Source organism: Flavobacterium sp. MEB061, from assembly GCF_000834715.1.
GTDB classification, from domain to species: domain Bacteria; phylum Bacteroidota; class Bacteroidia; order Flavobacteriales; family Flavobacteriaceae; genus Flavobacterium; species Flavobacterium pectinovorum.
The window spans coordinates 425,000-443,259 of record NZ_JXQR01000015.1 but is presented as its reverse complement, the minus strand read 5'-3'; the positions used below and the strand labels follow the sequence as shown (position 1 = coordinate 443,259).

General features: G+C 33.5%; 13 protein-coding genes. 4 read left to right on the top strand and 9 right to left on the bottom strand.

Going from position 1 to position 18,260, the window contains the following annotated elements; genetic code table 11:
- Positions 1-180: 180 nt before the first annotated feature.
- On the bottom strand, positions 181-1,824 hold the full coding sequence (locus RT99_RS09195) for a DUF6377 domain-containing protein (protein ID WP_042564421.1): 1,644 nt from the start codon (positions 1,822-1,824) through the stop codon (positions 181-183).
- Between the two features lie 202 nt (positions 1,825-2,026).
- Here RT99_RS09195 and RT99_RS09190 point away from each other — a divergent pair, with 202 nt between their 5' ends.
- Positions 2,027-2,371: a 5-carboxymethyl-2-hydroxymuconate Delta-isomerase gene (locus RT99_RS09190; protein ID WP_042564420.1), complete on the top strand. Its 345-nt coding sequence runs from the start codon at positions 2,027-2,029 to the stop codon at positions 2,369-2,371.
- Positions 2,372-2,523: 152 nt separating this feature from the next.
- On the opposite strand, the gene RT99_RS09185 is transcribed toward RT99_RS09190, so the two are convergent.
- On the bottom strand, positions 2,524-4,974 hold the full coding sequence (locus tag RT99_RS09185; RefSeq protein WP_052483627.1) for a glycoside hydrolase family 3 C-terminal domain-containing protein: 2,451 nt from the start codon (positions 4,972-4,974) through the stop codon (positions 2,524-2,526).
- A gap of 304 nt (positions 4,975-5,278) precedes the next feature.
- On the opposite strand from RT99_RS09185, the gene RT99_RS09180 reads away from it, so the two are divergent.
- Complete coding sequence (locus RT99_RS09180) at positions 5,279-6,025, top strand: NUDIX domain-containing protein (protein WP_042564419.1); 747 nt, start codon at positions 5,279-5,281, stop codon at positions 6,023-6,025.
- Positions 6,026-6,400: 375 nt separating this feature from the next.
- Here the strand turns inward: RT99_RS09180 and RT99_RS09170 are convergent, their stop codons facing one another.
- Both RT99_RS09170 and RT99_RS09165 read right to left on the bottom strand, forming a co-directional pair.
- Entirely contained in the window at positions 6,401-8,662 is a 2,262-nt protein-coding gene (locus RT99_RS09170; RefSeq protein WP_042564417.1) for an acyl-CoA dehydrogenase, read from the bottom strand.
- Positions 8,663-9,064: 402 nt separating this feature from the next.
- Positions 9,065-9,979, bottom strand: coding sequence for an EamA family transporter (locus RT99_RS09165; protein WP_042564416.1), 915 nt, complete (start codon positions 9,977-9,979; stop codon positions 9,065-9,067).
- Between the two features lie 105 nt (positions 9,980-10,084).
- Here RT99_RS09165 and RT99_RS09160 point away from each other — a divergent pair, with 105 nt between their 5' ends.
- Complete coding sequence (locus RT99_RS09160) at positions 10,085-11,503, top strand: PLP-dependent aminotransferase family protein (protein WP_042564415.1); 1,419 nt, start codon at positions 10,085-10,087, stop codon at positions 11,501-11,503.
- 450 nt (positions 11,504-11,953) lie between these two features.
- Here the strand turns inward: RT99_RS09160 and RT99_RS09155 are convergent, their stop codons facing one another.
- The 5 genes from RT99_RS09155 to RT99_RS09135 form a co-directional block, all read right to left on the bottom strand.
- Complete coding sequence (locus tag RT99_RS09155) at positions 11,954-12,901, bottom strand: bestrophin family protein (protein ID WP_042564414.1); 948 nt, start codon at positions 12,899-12,901, stop codon at positions 11,954-11,956.
- Between the two features lie 46 nt (positions 12,902-12,947).
- A complete protein-coding gene (locus tag RT99_RS09150; protein ID WP_042564413.1) occupies positions 12,948-13,670 on the bottom strand; it encodes a hypothetical protein in 723 nt (240 codons plus the stop codon).
- Positions 13,671-13,747: 77 nt separating this feature from the next.
- Positions 13,748-15,160, bottom strand: coding sequence for a HAMP domain-containing sensor histidine kinase (locus tag RT99_RS09145; protein ID WP_042564412.1), 1,413 nt, complete (start codon positions 15,158-15,160; stop codon positions 13,748-13,750).
- A gap of 1 nt (position 15,161) precedes the next feature.
- Complete coding sequence (locus RT99_RS09140; RefSeq protein ID WP_042564411.1) at positions 15,162-15,836, bottom strand: response regulator transcription factor; 675 nt, start codon at positions 15,834-15,836, stop codon at positions 15,162-15,164.
- A gap of 278 nt (positions 15,837-16,114) precedes the next feature.
- A complete protein-coding gene (locus RT99_RS09135; protein ID WP_042564410.1) occupies positions 16,115-17,386 on the bottom strand; it encodes a BamA/TamA family outer membrane protein in 1,272 nt (423 codons plus the stop codon).
- Positions 17,387-17,580: 194 nt separating this feature from the next.
- On the opposite strand from RT99_RS09135, the gene RT99_RS09130 reads away from it, so the two are divergent.
- Positions 17,581-18,159, top strand: a complete 579-nt coding sequence (locus RT99_RS09130; protein WP_042564409.1) for a pentapeptide repeat-containing protein — start codon at positions 17,581-17,583, stop codon at positions 18,157-18,159.
- The last annotated feature ends 101 nt before the right edge of the window (positions 18,160-18,260 follow it).

Below are 18,260 nucleotides of genomic sequence, written 5' to 3'. Positions count from 1 at the left end.
TATATATAAGATAGCTTTGTGTCAAAAGTACCCTATAATAATATTGTAAAGCTAAAACGTTATAGTATGCATGAGATTTTTAAACGAAAAAAAGTAGTGAAATAAAAATTTAAAATATTGATTTACAAATATTTAATAAATTTTAAAGCCCAAAAAAAGTAGTGGTTTTAAAACAAAAAGTTATACTTTCAGCGAAATTAAACCTATTTTCATGACCATTTCTTCCAAATCATTTCGCGAAACTGCGGCTTTATTTCGAGCTCTGGTCCTATAGTTGTAAATTGTGCTTAAAGAGTAACGAAGAAAGGCAGCAATTTTTACGCTGTCTGTAATTCCAAGTCGGATTAAAGCAAAAATTCTGAGTTCAGTATTTAGCAATTCGCCTTGTTTCAAAACGATTTGTTCTTCTTTAATCAGCAATTCGTTAAAGTCTTTCACGAAAGTGGGATATAAATTCAGAAATATAATATCGAAATTTTTATATAATTCTTCCAATTCATTATCAACCAAAGTCGTTGATTTTAGCATTTTATAAATTTCGTCAAACTGTTTTGCCGTCGCTTTTTTGTTTAAAATAATGCGATAGTTTTCTAATTTATTGATGTAAGCCGAACAAAGATTGAAAAAATGCGCTATATATTCTTCCTTAACATGATTCGATTCTGATAATTGCGAATTACGTTCCTGCAACTGATTGTTGGTTTCGGTAATATCTTTGTTTAACTCGGCTAGTTTTTGACTTGTTTCATATAATTCTCCACGAATTCTCGAAACTTTTTTCATTTGTTTGTAAACGTAAATAACCGCTACAATCAAGAATACAGAAAGTAAACTAATGCATAAAAGATACAATTGCAATTCTGTTTTTCTTTTGGCTTCTTTTTCTAAATAAACCGTATTGATGATCGAATACACTTCTGACATTAAAAGTGTTCGGAATTGTACATTGCAATACAACGCGTCTTCAATGGCCGATTGCGTGAGCTTGTACGCCATATCGACATCCCCAACTTCATAAAAAACCAAGGCCAGTTCCTGAAGCGATGCATTGTCTTTATTGGCATTTTTAATATCTGCAGTGGCAGAAAGTGCGTAGTATTTTTTTCGTAATTCTAATTGATGTGTTCCCTCATAAATACTGCCTAAAAGATAAGTAATCATGGCATATTGCGGATTATCTTCTTTGGTGTTTTTCAATAAATCCAGTAATTGTTTTCGCGAAATGTCTATTTTTTCCTCAGACATTCGCTGCTGAATTTTATTAATTTGATAGTTTAAAGTACTTGGATCTAAAACCATTAGCAACGAATCACGGTATTTTCGTATTTGCTCGATGTATTTTATATCGTAACTATTGGCGGCATAATGCTCAAAAAATTCGCGATACGCCACATAATAATTAGGAAGCAATGTTTTTGATAATGTTTTTTTGTTGATGCTTTTTAAAATGGCTTCAGATTCACGGTATTTTCCCGAAGAAGAGAAAAGTGTAACCAATTGAATGTTGGCTAAATCTGAAAGCTCTTTGTTTTGAAGTTCTTCAGCAATTTTCAAATTCTTTTTTACATAAAAAATAGCCGAATCTGAATTGAATTTTTGGTATTCTGTATATAAAGTTTTGTTGTAATTGTATTCCTGTTCCTTGCTTAAATCTGCCGATTTGATTTTTTTGAAATTTAAAATTCGCTCTTCCTTAAGCGCCACATATCGCTGTTTGTTTTTTAAAGCGTCATTTAGTTTTCTCAAAATAGTATCTGTACTATCCGATGCAAAAACAGGATTTCCTAAAAGAACGAACAAACAAAACAACAGATAATTTTTCAAACCAATTAAGATATAATGAGACTTACAAATATAAGAAAGTGCGCAAACAAAAATGAATTATTTAGTAAGTCGTAAAATTTGAATTTAGTAACAAAAAATCGAATAAAAACGTTTTATAAAAAGTCATTTTTAAATAATTCCAACTAATGTTTTCTTAATTTTGTTTTAAACTGAATTTCTACACTTTAAAACCAATATCAACATGCCACATTTTATTATTGATTGTTCAGAAAATGTAATCCGAATGAGATCTGCTGATGAAATAATGCAGGAAGTTTTTGATGCCGCTTTGTCTACGGATCTTTTTATTGCTTCTGAAATTAAGGTCCGCATAAATCCATTTAGCTATTATAATAACGGAAATAGTTTAGACGATTTTATTCACGTCTTTGGATATATTATGGAAGGTCGAAATACAGATCAAAAATCGAAACTATCAAAAGCGATTGTAACCAAATTGAATGAAATTCTTCCTGAAGTTCCGGTAATTTCAATCAATATCAAAGATTTTGAAAAAGCCAGTTATTTTAATAAAACCATGATTTAAAACCTAAAATAACAATACAATGATATTATAAAATTAATTTCATTGCCGTTTTGTCATAAAAAAAACAATTCCACTTGTTTATTCAAATCTGAATATCCAAGCGGAATTTGTAGCCTTAATCCATTTTTATCTAACCAAAAATATACTTGTAATTAAGGTTTAAGCTCTGTAAACTTAGTATCTGCTTCAAAAGCTTTTTTTACTTTTTCAACTGTAAGTTCGTTCGGTACCGAAAATTCAGCTGTTTTTTTTATATCTTCAGATGAAGCTCCAACCAAAACTTTATACGTTCCGGCTTCTGCAATCCAGGCGCTTTTATTTTCTAAAAACGAAGCCAGATCTTTTGGAGATAAAGTCAATTGCAATGTTTGAGTTTCGCCCGGTTTTAATTCTTTGGTTTTACCAAAAGCTTTTAATTCTTCTTTTGGTTTGTCAATAGATTTTGCCGGAGCTGAAAGGTAAACCTGCACTACTTCTTTACCGGAAACTTTTCCTGTGTTTTTTACTGTAACAGAAACCGTCAGTTTATCTTTAAAAGTTGGTGAACTTACTTTTACATCGGTATAATCAAATGAAGTATAAGAAGTTCCGAAACCAAATTCATAAGATGGTTTTACATTGAATGTATTGTAATAACGGTATCCAACATAAACGCCTTCTTCATAAGTTACTTCTTTTGGATTATTAGCAGGAATTCCAGGGAAATTTTTTGCCGAAGGTGTATCAGCATATTTTACAGGGAAAGTCATCGTCAATTTTCCTGATGGATTTATTTTTCCTGAAACTACATCTGCAACAGAATGTCCTCCCTCCTGACCCGGCTGCCACGCCAGTAAAATAGCATCAACTTTATCTTTCCATGAAGCTGTTTCAATTACGCCGCCAATATTTAAAATAACCACAACTTTTTTTCCTTTCGCATGAAAAGCTTTAGCGATTTTATCCAGCATTTCAATCTCTTCATTAGCCAAATTAAAATCATTATCGACAACTCTGTCGTTAAATTCTCCAGAGTTTCTTCCTAAAGTTACCAATGCAATTTCAGAACTTGCCGCTTTTTTAGCAATAAAATCATCAGTCAATTTCAATTCAGGAAGTCTTTCAGGCAAAGCCATAACTCCTTTTTCCTCTCTTCTTTCCTTTTCAGCAAGTACTTCTTTATCAGCGTACGGTTTATACAAATCAACTAATTCATTATCTAATTTATAACCTGCAGCATTCAAACCCTCTAAAAGAGAAACGGTGTGTTTATTATTCACACTTCCGCTTCCTGTTCCGCCTGTAATCCAGGCGTAAGAAGTAACTCCAAATACAGAAACTTCTTTTTGTTTGTCAGCAAATGGCAATGCATTATTGGTATTTTTAAGTAAAACCATTCCTTCTGCCGCCGCATTTCTGGTTACTTCAGCATTTTTAGTCAGGTTTGGTTTATCGCTGTATTTATATTTAGCGAAAGTTGGCGTACGAAAAATATATTCTAAAATTCTTTTCACATTTGTATTGGCCACTTCCTGAGATAATTTTCCTGAATTTAAGGCTTCTAATAATGCCTTTTTCTGAACTGGAATTCCAGGCATTAAAAGATCATTTCCGGCAATCATTTGTTTCACTACTTCAGAATTTGAACCGTCTCTAATACTTTCAAATCCTGGAAAACCGCCAAACCAGTCTGTCATTACAATACCCTTAAAACCCCATTCGTTTCTTAAAACTTCCGTCAGTAAATCTTTTCTGGCAGAAGTATATTCGCCGTTAAGTTTATTGTAAGATGACATTACAGTCCACGGCTGCGATTCTTTCACTGTGATTTCAAAACCTTTTAAGTACAATTCCCGAATCGCTCTTTCAGAAACGTGCGCATTGATTGTTAAACGATTGGTTTCTTCGTTATTAACCGCAAAGTGTTTGATAGAAGTTCCAACTCCTTGCGACTGAATTCCATTTACAATTGCTGCTGCCGTTTTTCCTGAAATCAACGGATCTTCCGAATAATATTCGAAATTTCTTCCGTTTAAAGGATTTCTGTGGATGTTTAAAGCCGGTGCCAATAAAACGTCAACACCATATTCTTTTACCTCATTACCCATTGCTTTTCCAACTTCTTCCAAAAGTGCTTTATTCCAGGTCGAAGCCAAAGCCGTGCCAACCGGAAATGCCGTTGCATAATAGGTTTTTGTATCATTATCTCTAGTTGGCTGAATTCTTAAACCCGCTGGGCCATCGGCAACAACTGTAGCTGGAATTCCGAAACGCTCAAAAGCAGCAGTTCCGCCGGCAGCTCCCGGAACCAACCCTTTTTTAGAATCTCCAATAGGACCTGTAAGTACTTCTATTCCCGGCATTCCGGTTCCGATAAGCAGTTCTGCCTTTTCTGCATTTGTCATTTCCTTGATGATCGCATCAATTCTTTGATTATTAGAAAGACGTGTATCTTCCCAAATGTCTAATTTTCCATTTCGGTTAAAGTCTTGAAATGTAAATCCTTTAATCGTTAGCAGCGGTGGATTTGTTTCATCATTCGGAAAAATGTTCCATGATAAATTAGAAAGTACTAACGCGGTTAAAAGTGATAATCGCGCTGTTTTTATAATTGTTTTTTTCATAATTGGAAATTTAGAAAGTGGTTGAAAATAGTAAAGTTGTAGTATTTTAAATTTCATTGCTTCATTATGAAGCAATATTAATTACTTTTTTTCATATCAACAAATAAAATCCCTTAAATTTTCATTTATCACAAATGGAAACCATAAAACTTAATATATTCTTAGTCGAATAAACATTTAATCAAACATTATCAGAATAAAAAAAGAGCTAAAGGATTGATTTTAAAGGAAATTTTTGAATTTTTGCAGTATTACACGGATTTATAATTTTCAAAAAGAGTAAATTTGAAAACAAATCAATACAATGGAATTTAAGAAATTACTTGAACAACAATCTGAAGAAGCGTTTAAAAAATATATTCCGACGCTTTCTATTGACTGTGCTATTTTTAGCTTTCATGAAAATTCGCTTCATGTTTTGACTGTAAAAATGAAGGATCAGGAATTTTGGGGACTTCCCGGAGGATATGTAAAAAAAGAGGAAAACGTAGATGATGCGGCAGTTCGCATTTTAAAAGACAGAACCGGAACCGAAAATATTTATCTCCAGCAGTTTTATACTTTTGGAAACCTGCATCGCTCTGAAGATGCTTTTGCAGACTACCATGACACGATTTGGAACAAACAGCGCTTTGTTTCTATTGGATATTATGCTTTGGCTGAACATTCAAAAGTAAATTTAGTTATTGACGAATATTCTACAAATGTGCAATGGCATTCTATTGAAAATCTTCCGTCGTTTATGATGGATCACAGAACCATTTTAGATAAAGCACTTTCGACACTTCGTGAACAATTAAATAATCATCCTATTGGTTATAATCTTCTTTCGGATAAGTTTACGATGCCAGAACTTCAAAAATTATATGAAGCTATTTTAGGGAAAAAATTGAACCGCGGGAATTTCTATCGCAAAATACTTCGTTATGATATTCTAACCAAATTAGATGAATCGCGAAAAGGGGGCGCCCACAAAGCTCCTGATTTGTACAGTTTTGATTTGGAGAAATACAACAGCGCCCTTAAAGAAGGTTTAAAGGGAAGCTGGTAGTTTTTTTAAACATATAAGTTATTGATTTTACCAGATTTTATTTCTACTCTATACATAAAAATAGCCACGAATTCACGAATGATTGCGTGTAAAGCTTTTAAAATTCGTGAATTCGTGGCTAAAAAAAAAGCTTTGTCAAAGTTTAAAACTTTGACAAAGCTCAAGTTTAAAATTAGTTTGCGCATTTTTATTCATTTCTGAAATGACAGACTGTAAATCTACATTTTATTTCTATTTTCAAACATAGCCCGTGGTTTCAACCACGGGAACACAATATGAGACGTAATAATATTGAATCCCCGTGGTTGAAACCACGGGCTATATTTGACAAAGCTGCTTAAAAAGTCTATATTCTTTACTCTATATTCTATATTCTCAATTAACTGCAATTGGAGCCGCCAAACAACTTTCCGGAATATCAAAAGCGTTTACTAATGCAACTGCATCAGGGCGAATATCCCAACAAAGCTGGTTGACTATTTTGCGAACTGCTTTTGTTTTAACAGCTTCCATATAACCGTCTTCAAGATACCAGGCTTTGTTTTTTTCTATCTGCGAAAGCGCGTATAGTTGGTATAATTTTGTCAATATTTCTTTTGATTTTTCATCTTCAACCGTTTTAATGGCTTCCTGAAATTGCTCTAAAACAATTCTTTCCAAATACGCCTGAGCCACATCGATCATTTGATGCTGAACGACATTAAACGCATCGTAAGGTTCTAAACCGCCATCGACCAATTTTTTGATACGTCGGGCTGCAGAGGCCAAAATTGTTTTTTCTCTATGGATAAAGGCCTGTAAATGAAATTCTGAATCTAATAAATGTTCATCATCTGTTCTTCTGGTCGCGATTGGGTTTTTCTCAGAAATCGCCACTTTTGCATTTTCATACACATAATTGATGATTCCCAATGACCCCATTTCTCCAAATGCTTTTCTGAATTCAGCCAAACGATTTTTAGCAACCAATTGCATCAAAACAGTATTATCACCTTCAAAAGTGGTGTAAATTTCAGTGTCGTTTTTTAAATCGTCGATTCTGTTTTCAGATAAATATCCTTTTCCACCAATAGCTTCACGACATTCCTGCAGAATATCTCTGGTGCTCCAGGTTGAATACGATTTCATTCCGGCTGCAAGAGCTTCAATTTCCTGCATTTCGGCTTCGGTTTTATTCAGGAAACGTTTCGTAAGATATTGTAATGCAAAATGAACCGCGTAGGTTTTCGCTAAATGCGGAAGTAATCTGCGTTGGTGCATTCTGTAATTTAAAATTGGAACTTCAGATCCGCCTTCGGGACCAAATTGTCGGCGTTGATCGCTGTATCGAATGGCAATTGTTAATCCGGATTTGGCTGCTGCCAAAGCCGAACGCGGAATCCCGATTCGGCCTCCAACCAAAGTACCTAACATGGTAAAGAAACGTCTGTTATCACTCGGAATTGGGCTTTCAAATTCTCCTTTTTCGTTTACAGAAGCAAATCTGTCCAGCATATTTTCTTTTGGAATCACAACCTGATTAAAACGAATTATTCCGTTATCAACACCATTTAATCCCATTTTATGGCCGCAATCGCCAATTGTAATTCCGTTTAACGTATTTCCGTTTGTGTCGCGCAACGGAACCACAAAAGCATTTACGCCATAATCGTGATCGTTAATAATTAATTTGGCAAAAACAGTTGCCATTTGTCCGTGTACGGCTGCGTTGCCAATATATTCTTTTTGCGCTTTTTCATGCGGTGTATGAATCGTAAACGTTTGATCGTTATGATTGTAAGTTGCCGTGGTTTCTAATCCTTTTACGTTTGAACCGTGATGTGTTTCGGTCATGGCAAAACAGCCCGGGATTTTTAGCGAACCAATATCTTTTAAATATTTTGCGTAATGCTTTTCGGTTCCTAATGACTGAACGCTCATTCCCCAAAGTCCAAACTGAACGCCAAATTTAATTACCAAACTTAAATCATGATAACTCAAAGTTTCCATAATCGCAAAATAATCGGCTATGTTTTCTCCTCCGCCATGTTGCTTTGGATACGCCATATTTCCGAGATTTTCTTCGGCTAAAATTTTACACCAATTGTAAACCGTTTGGCGATACACATTAATATCTGTCGACGTTTCATAAGCAAATTCAGGTCTTGAAATAACTGATTTTACCTTTTTTATAATCGCAGCTTCTTTTCCGTCTAAAAGGGCTGTTATTTTCTGAATATCAAAATTATTTGTAGTCTGAGAATTGGCTGTAAATGATCCTTCTTTGGTTTTAAAGTTCTGAATTACTTCTTCTCCCAAAACACCCAAATCATTCTCCAGTTTTAAAAATTCAGGTTTTAACTTCGAAATATCTATGTCTTTTTCTGAAAGTGCTTCGGCAATATCAAAAACCGATTTTATGGATGATTTATCTTTTATACTTTTTTCAATATCCAATTTCCATTGTGTGAGTTCATTTCGCGTAGGCGGATTTGAAATATCAACTTTAGAAAGAAGCTGTTGTTTTTCTTCAGGCGAAAGCCATGTCAAATCATTAATAAATGTCTGAATGGTGGCAAACTCTTTTTGTGTTAAAAGATCGTCTGACCATACTAAATAAAATAACGGAATGAAGGCTTGTAATTTGGTATTTTTCATAAAACTTGAATCTGGTTATTTTGTTTTTTTTGCTACGAATTACACTAATTTTCGCTAATTTTTTTAAATTTTAATTCGTAAGTATTTGTGTAATTCGTGGCAACTTTTTTCATGCATTATCGCATAAAAAAACAGAAATGAAAAATACTCATTCCTGTTTAAATATCCTGTTAAGATTCTGGTAATTTTATGAATTACATCTTCAAAAATAATCGCCACGAATTCACGAATTATTATAAACTAAATTCGTGAATTCGTGGCGGAAAAATTTATTGACCTTAAACTTCTAAATTAATTTATAAAATTAGCCACAACTTCACGAATGTTCATCAAATCTATTTCCATAAAATTTGACTATGTCAATTTGGAGTTTTCAGGTTCGTGAAAGTTGTGGCAAAAAGTTTAAGCGTTTTTTGAAGCTGGTGTATATCTTTGTTTTAGTGCAAAAAGATGATGCGAGTTAAAGACGATAACAGCTATAAAAATTATGCTGTAAGCCGTGATTTGTAAAACGGTTATGTTTTCGTGATACACAAAAGTCGCTAAGCCGAAAGCGATCATTGGGTTTATGTTTAACAACATGCCAACTGTTGATGAATTAATGCCGGAAAGTGCGTATAAATTCAGGAACAACGGGAAAATCGTAAACAAAATGGCAATGGTTTCGATACAGAAATAAAATTTAAATTCTGTTGGAACCGGACCGCTGTATGCCGGATAAAAAGGCAATAAAATCAAGGCTGCCAATGTGATATGAAAGGTTAAAATAATAAACTTATCAAAACCTTTATTGACACGCTGACTTACTAAATAACAAGCGTATGTAAAACCTATTATGATACTGAAAAACATATCCATAATATCAGCATAAGACAATAATAAACAACCTGAAATACTTAATCCGACAGAAATCCATTGGGTTTTGCTTAGTTTTTCGTGCAACAGAAAATACGCCAATAAAGTGGTTAAAATTGGACAAACCAAATAGGCTAATGATGTTGCTTTTACGCTAACGTGATTCATTACGTAAATGAATGTGAACCAGTTTAACATCAGGAAAACGCTTCCGCCAATGTTTAGTAAAAGTGCTTTTCGTTTTTCTGATTTTGGTAATGCTTTGAAGATTTCGATTGTTTCTTTTACTTTTTTTCGTTTGAAAGCAAAAGAAATCAATAACATTAAAATACTACAGCTAAAAACTCGAAAGAATAAAATATCCAAAGAGGCATATTCGTGAATTGGTTTTAGCACAAGGCTAAAAAATCCCCAAATGGTGTACGCCGTTATGGCTGCGATGTAGTATTTTGTTGTTTTCACGGATTATTGTTTTTTGGTTTGATTTTGTGATGAAACAAATTTCTTAAAAATAAATAAGCAATACAGATACAGTTTTTGTAAATTGCACCATAACAGTTTTTTTTTATGAGAAATTCTAATTACTTGTATCTGCAGTTTGCCGACCGAATTGAAAAGCAAATCAAATCTGGCGTTTTAAGCGTTGGCGATAAACTGCCTTCGATTCGTGAAGTAGTGGCCGAAACCGGTTACAGCATGAGCACGGTAAGTAAAGCCTATTACGAAGTCGAGAGCCGATCTTTGATTGAATCGAGACCACAATCGGGTTATTATGTGAGTAATACTTCTGCCAGAATTATTACGGAACCTTCACCGAGCAGTCCGGTTTTGAAATGCCTGAACATTGATCGCGAGGATTTGATTGATCAGGTTTACCGTAATATGACGGATAAAAGTATTACGATGCTTTCTTTGGGTTTTCCGTCGAATGAACTTTTACCAATTGCGAAATTGAACAAGGGAATTATTCAGGCGACTCGTCAATTGCCCAATAGCGGAACGAGTTATGAGGAAGTGCAGGGAAATCTTAATTTAAGGAGAGAAATTGCGCGCTGGTCTTTTACTTGGGGTGGTTCTTTGACCGAAAATGATATTATTACAATGCCAGGCTGTACAAGTGCTATATCGCATTGTTTGATGACTTTAACAAAACCCGGCGATACTATTATTACAGAAAGTCCCGCCTATTTTGGGATTTTGCAATTGGCTAAATCACTCGGTTTGTATATTATGGAATTGCCTACAAACATGACAACGGGGATTGAACTGGATGCTTTAAAAAAGGCACTTGCTACAAAAAAAGTAAAGCTTTGTTTGCTGATGAGTAATTTTAGCAATCCGTCTGGGAGTATGATGCCTGCAGAACATAAAAAAGAAGTGGTTAAGCTAATGGAGTTTTATGATATTCCGTTGATTGAAGATGATATTCACGGCGATTTGTACTTTGGCTCCAGCCGACCAACTAATTGCAAAACCTACGATGAAAGCGGGATTGTACTTTGCTGCAGTTCGGTTTCTAAAACTTTGGCACCGGGTTATCGCGTGGGATGGGTTTCGCCGGGGAAATTCAAAAAACAGATTCTGCGAAATAAAATTTATCACACGCTCTCCTCGCCTACTATTACACATGAAGTTGTGGGCGATTTTTTGAAAAACGGACGTTATGAAAATCACCTTCGTAAAATACGCCAAATCTTACATCAAAATTGCAATAATTATATTAATACGGTCCTGGAATCTTTTCCGGAAGGTACAAAAGTGAGTCAGCCTCAGGGCGGTTTTTTTCTCTGGATAGAATTGGATAAAAGCATCGATACGGCGGCTTTTTATCATTTGGCGATGAAACATAATATCAGTTTTGCACCGGGAAGAATTTTCTCTTTTCAGGATCAGTTTTCAAATTGTATGCGTTTGAGTTTTGGTTTGCCTTGGACAAATGAATTGCGACATTCGATACAGACTTTGGGAAAATTACTTAAAACGTGACGCTGTCTCTGTTTGCGCTTCCAGGGATTAAAATCCCTGGCTACAATATAAATCGTTCCTCCGGAACTTTACGAAAAGCGTCGTCAAATAAACCTGACAGGTTTTAAAAACCTGTCCGGTTTTGTGCGTGTGTTTGTTTTCATTCAAAATAACCCGAGTGCCCTAGCCCCGATAGTAGTGGAAAGCCCGGAGCTAAAAAAACTAATTTTTCTTGTCAGAAAACAGCGACCAGCGGAAGCTCGTTTTCTGGCTTAGAAAAATAGTTTTTTTAGCGAGGACTTGGAACGGATAGCGGGATTAGCTCCTAAAAATTTAAATTCCAATTTTGAAATTCCAAATTCCAAATCCAAATTAAACTTCAAATATTAAATTCCAAATTCCAATTCTAAAAATAAAAAACCAGACAACACAAAAGCGTTGTCTGGTTTACAATTAAATAGACTAATATAATTAAAGAACAAAGTACTCGTTTCCGGTAAGTTTTGCAGGTTCTGGTTTGAGATCAAATTCTTTAATGATGTCAAACTCAACCTGAAACTCATTTAGCATTTGCATTAAATTCTTTTCAATTGCCTGAGAAATAGCCGTTACCGGCGTATCTGTTGGTCTGTTTTCGAAAGGATCCTGCAAGTGAATTGCCATTTTTTCGATCAAAAAGAAAGTTCCTGCAATAATTGTAATTAATGGTATTGCGAACCAACTTAATAAATCAATTAATCCAAAAGGCAATAAAATAATAAACAAACACAATGTCATTCTGATGTACATACTATATGTGGTTGGGAAAATTGTGTTTTTAATTCTTTCACATTTACCCATCGCGTCACATAATCTTGTCAATGTATTATCTATTTCTACTTGCTGATAAGTATTGAAACGCTTGTCTTTTCTGGCGTTTCTTAAATCTCTGGCATGCAGTAACAAGATCGCGTTTGGAACGTTTTGATGATTTTTTACAAAACTTAACTCTTCTTCACTTATCAAATTTTTGATAGGCTTTATGGCGTCTTTATTTCGCAAAGCCTGTCCTAAGCTATAACACCAGGCTATTTGTCTTTTAGTGAAATTTTCCTTGAAATCATTGGCTTCAACAGAAAAATCAGGGTCTTTATAAAACGTTAATACTTGTCTAATCAACGTTCTGGATTCATTTACGATTGATCCCCAGATAATTCTTGCTTCCCACCATCTGTCATACGCCTGATTGGATTTAAAGGCCAATAATAAGGATATAATGGTACCAACCATCGTTGGTATTGCGATCGGAATATCTACAGAAATATTGATGAAATAGTGGTGAAAAACTTCAAATAATATGGTATAAGCCACTACAAGACCTAATTCCACTTTAATTTTTCCGAGAACGTACCTCATTGGAATTCTTTTCTTTAATAACATATTTTTTAGTTTTAAATTAAACTTTATTTTATTGAAAAAGCAGCTATTAAGCTAGCTCTTCGTACAGCGATAAAACAGGAAGTCCCAGTTTATCTGTGCTATTTTCTTTTTTTGTTTTTTTGAATTTGATTTTTTCTCCTTTACGGGTTTCTACCAATAAATCAATATCATATTTTGAAATGGCTTCAGACAAATAAGGTGCAAATTGTTCGTAATTATCATCAAAATTGGCCGTTTGGCTTACAATTTCATAAGAGAAATTTTTGCTTAAAAACTGCTGAACATCTTTTACATGCATGTTTGCTTTTGCATTTTCGATGTAAAGTGCTTTATTGAAATCATTTTTAAGGGATTCTGCTCCTAAATGTAAAATTGGGCATTTTTGATTCCCTGCTAATTTTACTGCATATTGATGAATACGTTTTGTTTCTTGCTTATAAGAATGTGTCAGAATAACCAGTTTTATAGCAAAAGCATCGATAATTCCTTTAAAAATAGGTGCCGAAAGTCCGTATTGATTGTGCACTTTTATTTTGCAATTATCTGTGCGTGAGATAATGTAACGGCACGTTTCAAGAACTTCTTCCTGGCTTGTGGTTAGGCTTGTTTTCATTTCACGTAAAAATTGTGAAGATGAAAAAGTATCCGGAGTATCAGAAACAATCATTAATATAATCTCACAATTGGTGTTTTTTGCCTGATTAACTGCTGATTTTACAGCGCTGATAGTATCTTGTTCTAATGTGGTAGGTATAAGGAAATTTTTCATATGTATAATCGTTTAGTTTATACATACAAAATAACATCGTGCAGATTAGAAGGGTCTTAATCTAAAATTAGAATTTCCTAAGATTCAACATTAGAATTTTTAATGTTGGTTTTCTTGATATTTTTTTTGATATTTTTCTTAAAAGTAATGGTTACGATTGTCCCTTTGTTTTGTTCGGATTGTACCTGAATTTCGCCATCGTGCATTCGGATAATTTTGGATGCCAAAGGAAGTCCTAAACCGTAGCCAATATATTTGGCAGCAATTTTTCCTCTAAAAAAAGGTTCATACAAATGCGGAATATCTTCCGGCGGAATTCCGATTCCGATATCGTTAATCGAAATTTTAATCCATTCTGTATTAGCCGAAAGTGTAACAAAAACTTCATTATTATCGGAGTATTTTACACCGTTTGTAATAATATTATTGATTGCCAGTTCTAAAAGCGGTTTATTGCACGGAATTAAAAGTAAATTAGAATCTGTTGGAACAAAATTCAGTTTGATACTCACACGGTTATCCGGATAAATTTTATCTAAATCAGATTTTACATCCATTAACAGTTCATCGATTCTGGCGATATCCAAAACCTGTTTTTTACCATCGTAACCTGTTTGAGTAAGTTTTAATAAACTTTCGGTTAGATTTCCTAATCTTGAAGCCTGACTGTAAATGTTTTGTAATGATTCAATATATTCTGAAACTTCTCTTTCTTTCAAAAGCATAATTTCAGACTCGGCAATAATAGTTGTTATTGGCGTTTTTAATTCGTGAGAGGCATTATTGATGAAGTTTGCCTGAATTTCGAAAGAAGTTTCCAATCTGTCCAGCATATCATTAAAAGTATGGGTAAGATCTGAAATTTCATCAGAGTTCTTCACTTCAGGCAGCCTGTTATGCAAATTTGAAGCACTAATTCTATTTACCTCTCTTGTAATTCTCGCCACAGGATTAATCACGCGTTTGGCCAGAAGACGCCCTAAAAAGAAGGCTAGAATTATAAAAGCAAAACCGCCAAAAACCAATATTTTTATAATGTAAACAGTTGTAGTTTTTCCGCGTCGATCTCTGGCGCCCACTATTACAATATATTTCTGATTGTTTTCGGTGAAAACCTGACCTAAATAATACTTACTGTTTATTTCAAAATAGTCTTTTCCTGTTTCGAGAATAGTAGAATAAAATGAATTGGGTAAATTTAATTTTGTGTTATAATCAAAACTATTGGCGCTGTTAATTTTAAGAACATATTCTTCTTCTTCAATAAGTTCTTCCAGTCCGTTTTTTTTAAGATTACTGTAGTATTTTATTTTTTCGGGATCGTCCTGAAAATGAATTGAAGCTACGATTTTTGCCCTGTCTTCTAATCTTTTTAAAAAATGATATCTGTTGTTTTCACGAAATAATACAAAAACTACAACACACAGTAACAGTGTACTAAATGTAGAAAGTGCAACATAAGTAAAAGTAATTTTTTTTCTTATATCCATTTTATTCTTGTATAACGTAACCTAAACCTTTCATGGTATGAATAAGTTTGGTTGTAAAAGGTTTGTCTATTTTTTTTCTTAAATAATTAATATAAACATCCACAACATTGGTGTTCATATCAAAATTAATGTCCCAGACATTGTCTAAAATCTGGTCTCTGGATACAATTCTGCCTGTATTTTTGGCTAAATAATACAGTAGTTTAAATTCTTTGGCGGTTAAAACAATTGGTTCTCCTTCGCGTTTTACCGTTTTTGCCTGACTGTTTATTTCTAAATCACCAATTATTATGGTATCTGCTTTTTCAGTTTCCTGATTGGCCCTGCGGTTTAAGGCATTTACCCTTGCATCGAGTTCGCCAAACTTAAAGGGTTTTACTAAATAATCATCGGCTCCGGCATTGAGTCCGGTTACAATGTTCTCTGAAGTTCCAAGGGCTGTTAAAAGCAAAACAGGTACAAAATTCTTGTCTGCACGCAATCTTCTGCAAATTTCAATTCCGTTAATGTCAGGTAACATTACATCTAAAATTACTACATCAAAAGTATAGTTTTGAATCATTTCCAAAGCCGTTTTACCATCAAGAGCCACGCTGACATCATTGTTGTTTTCAGCGAAACCTTTGCGTAAAATGGAGAGTAGATTTGGTTCGTCTTCGACTATAAGTAGTTTCATTGATAGAGGTATTATTAACAAAAATAGCAATTGAGTTTAAAATATAAATCACAATAATTTAGAATTATGAATTTATTGTGAAGAAATCAATTTTCAGGTCATAAAAATGTACTTCTCATTATTAAAGTTAGTAAAATCATTGAGTAATCTGTTTCCTGAATTTAAATAAATTTAATTAAACACATAGAAACATAGATTTTCCTTCGTTTATAAAAGATTAGTAAAAGAAACTACTTTCTCACATATAGTCAATCTGAATGGTTTTGAAATAATCTTTTTTAAAATGTTTCTCCCGCATTTAGATAAAAGCCTTTTGATTGGTTTCCCCAGGCGTAATCTACAATTAGATTTGTTCTGGTGCTTTTATCGATTAAAATTCGTAATCCAATACCAGCTGCGGGTTGAATTGAGCTAAAGAGTTTTGTATTGGTATCCGGATTACTTGTAGTTACGAAGTTGGTAAATACAGTTCCGCTAAACATTTGATTGCAGGTTATTGGAAATCTAAATTCTGTAGCCAGATAAACTAAATTCGTTCCTCTAAATAATCCTTGTGTGTAGCCTTCTCCACTCCTGCTGCGCTGATCCCAGCCAATTGCAGGTAAATTCAAATAAGGCAATTTTCCTCTGGTTACAAATTGCCCGTAAGTCCAAATGGCCAAAATATAACGTTCGTTTTTCTGCGAAAGCGGAATAAAATTACGGTATTCAGTATACAAAACATTACTATATCGCTGATTATCAAAAAATACAGGATTGAACCGATAATTAATATTGGCAAACCAGCCACGAGTCGAATTAACCTGATTATCTCTCGAATCATATACTAAATTTAGACTCACGCCAGTCAAAAAATACTCTGAGTTATCAAAACCATACTTTTGGTTATAATCGTAGTGATACGTAAATTTTCCGTTTGCAACATCTAATTCCTTATCTGAAATTTTAGAATACCAATCGATATTGATACCTCCTCCAACATAAAAATTCTTCTTTACTTCGAATGAGGCAGTCTGATGAAATTTGAAATAATTATAATCCATGGGCTGTGCCAGAGAATCGAGACTGAATCCTGGATCCTGATTACGCTTTCGCGGAATAATATTAGTTCCTAATCCATAATTAGGCTGTGAAAAAAGATATATTCGATAATCTCCGCTTAAAAAAATTCGATTATTTTTTAATAAAATATTATTCTTGACATTTACCAGCCATTGATTTTTTACGGTATAGGTGATACCGAGATTTGCTATTGAATATTTATCTGCTTTTTGTTTTCCTTTAAAAGTATACTGGGCCACACCACCAAAAAAAAAGCCTGTTGCAGGTTGCGTGCCGATTGCCGGAATAATTAAAAAGAAACTGTTTTTTACGGGTTTAACAACATACACAGAATCTCTCTTTTTAAAGATTTCTAATATTGTTTTTGGCGGACAAAGTTCTTTATTGATGGAATCGTTTTGAGCAAATAAGGTAAAAGAAATGAAAAATAACAATCCGAAAATTTTATCTTTTTTATGAAAGAGATTATTTTTTAAAAATTTTACCATTTGAAAGCTTTAATTTTTTGGAATAATAATTAACCTTACTGTAAATATAAGTCTTATTTTCAACATCTTACACTAATACACTTACAAATTAAATCGATGTCTCAAGTAAACATTATAAAAGAGAAGTATTAAAAGAAATCAATTATCTGATTTAATTATTATAATTTCGCTTTAAAATAATCAGCAAGCCAGCATTGAAAAAAGAATCAGAATATTTCCTTGATAAAGAATATGATACCATTACTTATGGTAGAGACGATCTTAATTTTAAGGATTTTGAATGCTGTATTTTTAATAATTGCAACTTTTCTGCCTGTACTTTTCTCGCAGTCACTTTTATCGACTGTGTTTTTAATGATTGTATTTTTAATGAAGCCAAAATCAATTATGTAGCTTTCAGAACTGCTACATTTAATCGCTGTGAAATTAAAGAGGTGAATTTTGCGATGTGTGATAAACTTATTTTCGAAGTCCATTTTTACGATTGCATTTTGGATTTTTCGAAGTTTTATACTTTAAAAATTAAAGGAACGACGTTTACCAATTGCAGTTTAATCGCTGTCGATTTTATGGCAACCGACCTTACAAGTGTTTTGTTCGAGAATTGTGATTTATATCGATCAGAATTCGACAAAGCCATCGCTAACAAAGCCGATTTTAAAACGAGTTACAATTATACTATTGATCCCTCAAAAACGAAACTAAAGAAAGCTGTTTTTGCTTTGAAAGACGTGAAAGGATTGCTGTTTAAGCATGATATTGTGGTGAATTAAGAAAAAATTGAACACGAATTTCACGAATTGACACTAATTTTAATGTTAGCTTAATTTTGTGGAATTAATTTCACAAACTAATTCGTGTCAATTCGTGAAAT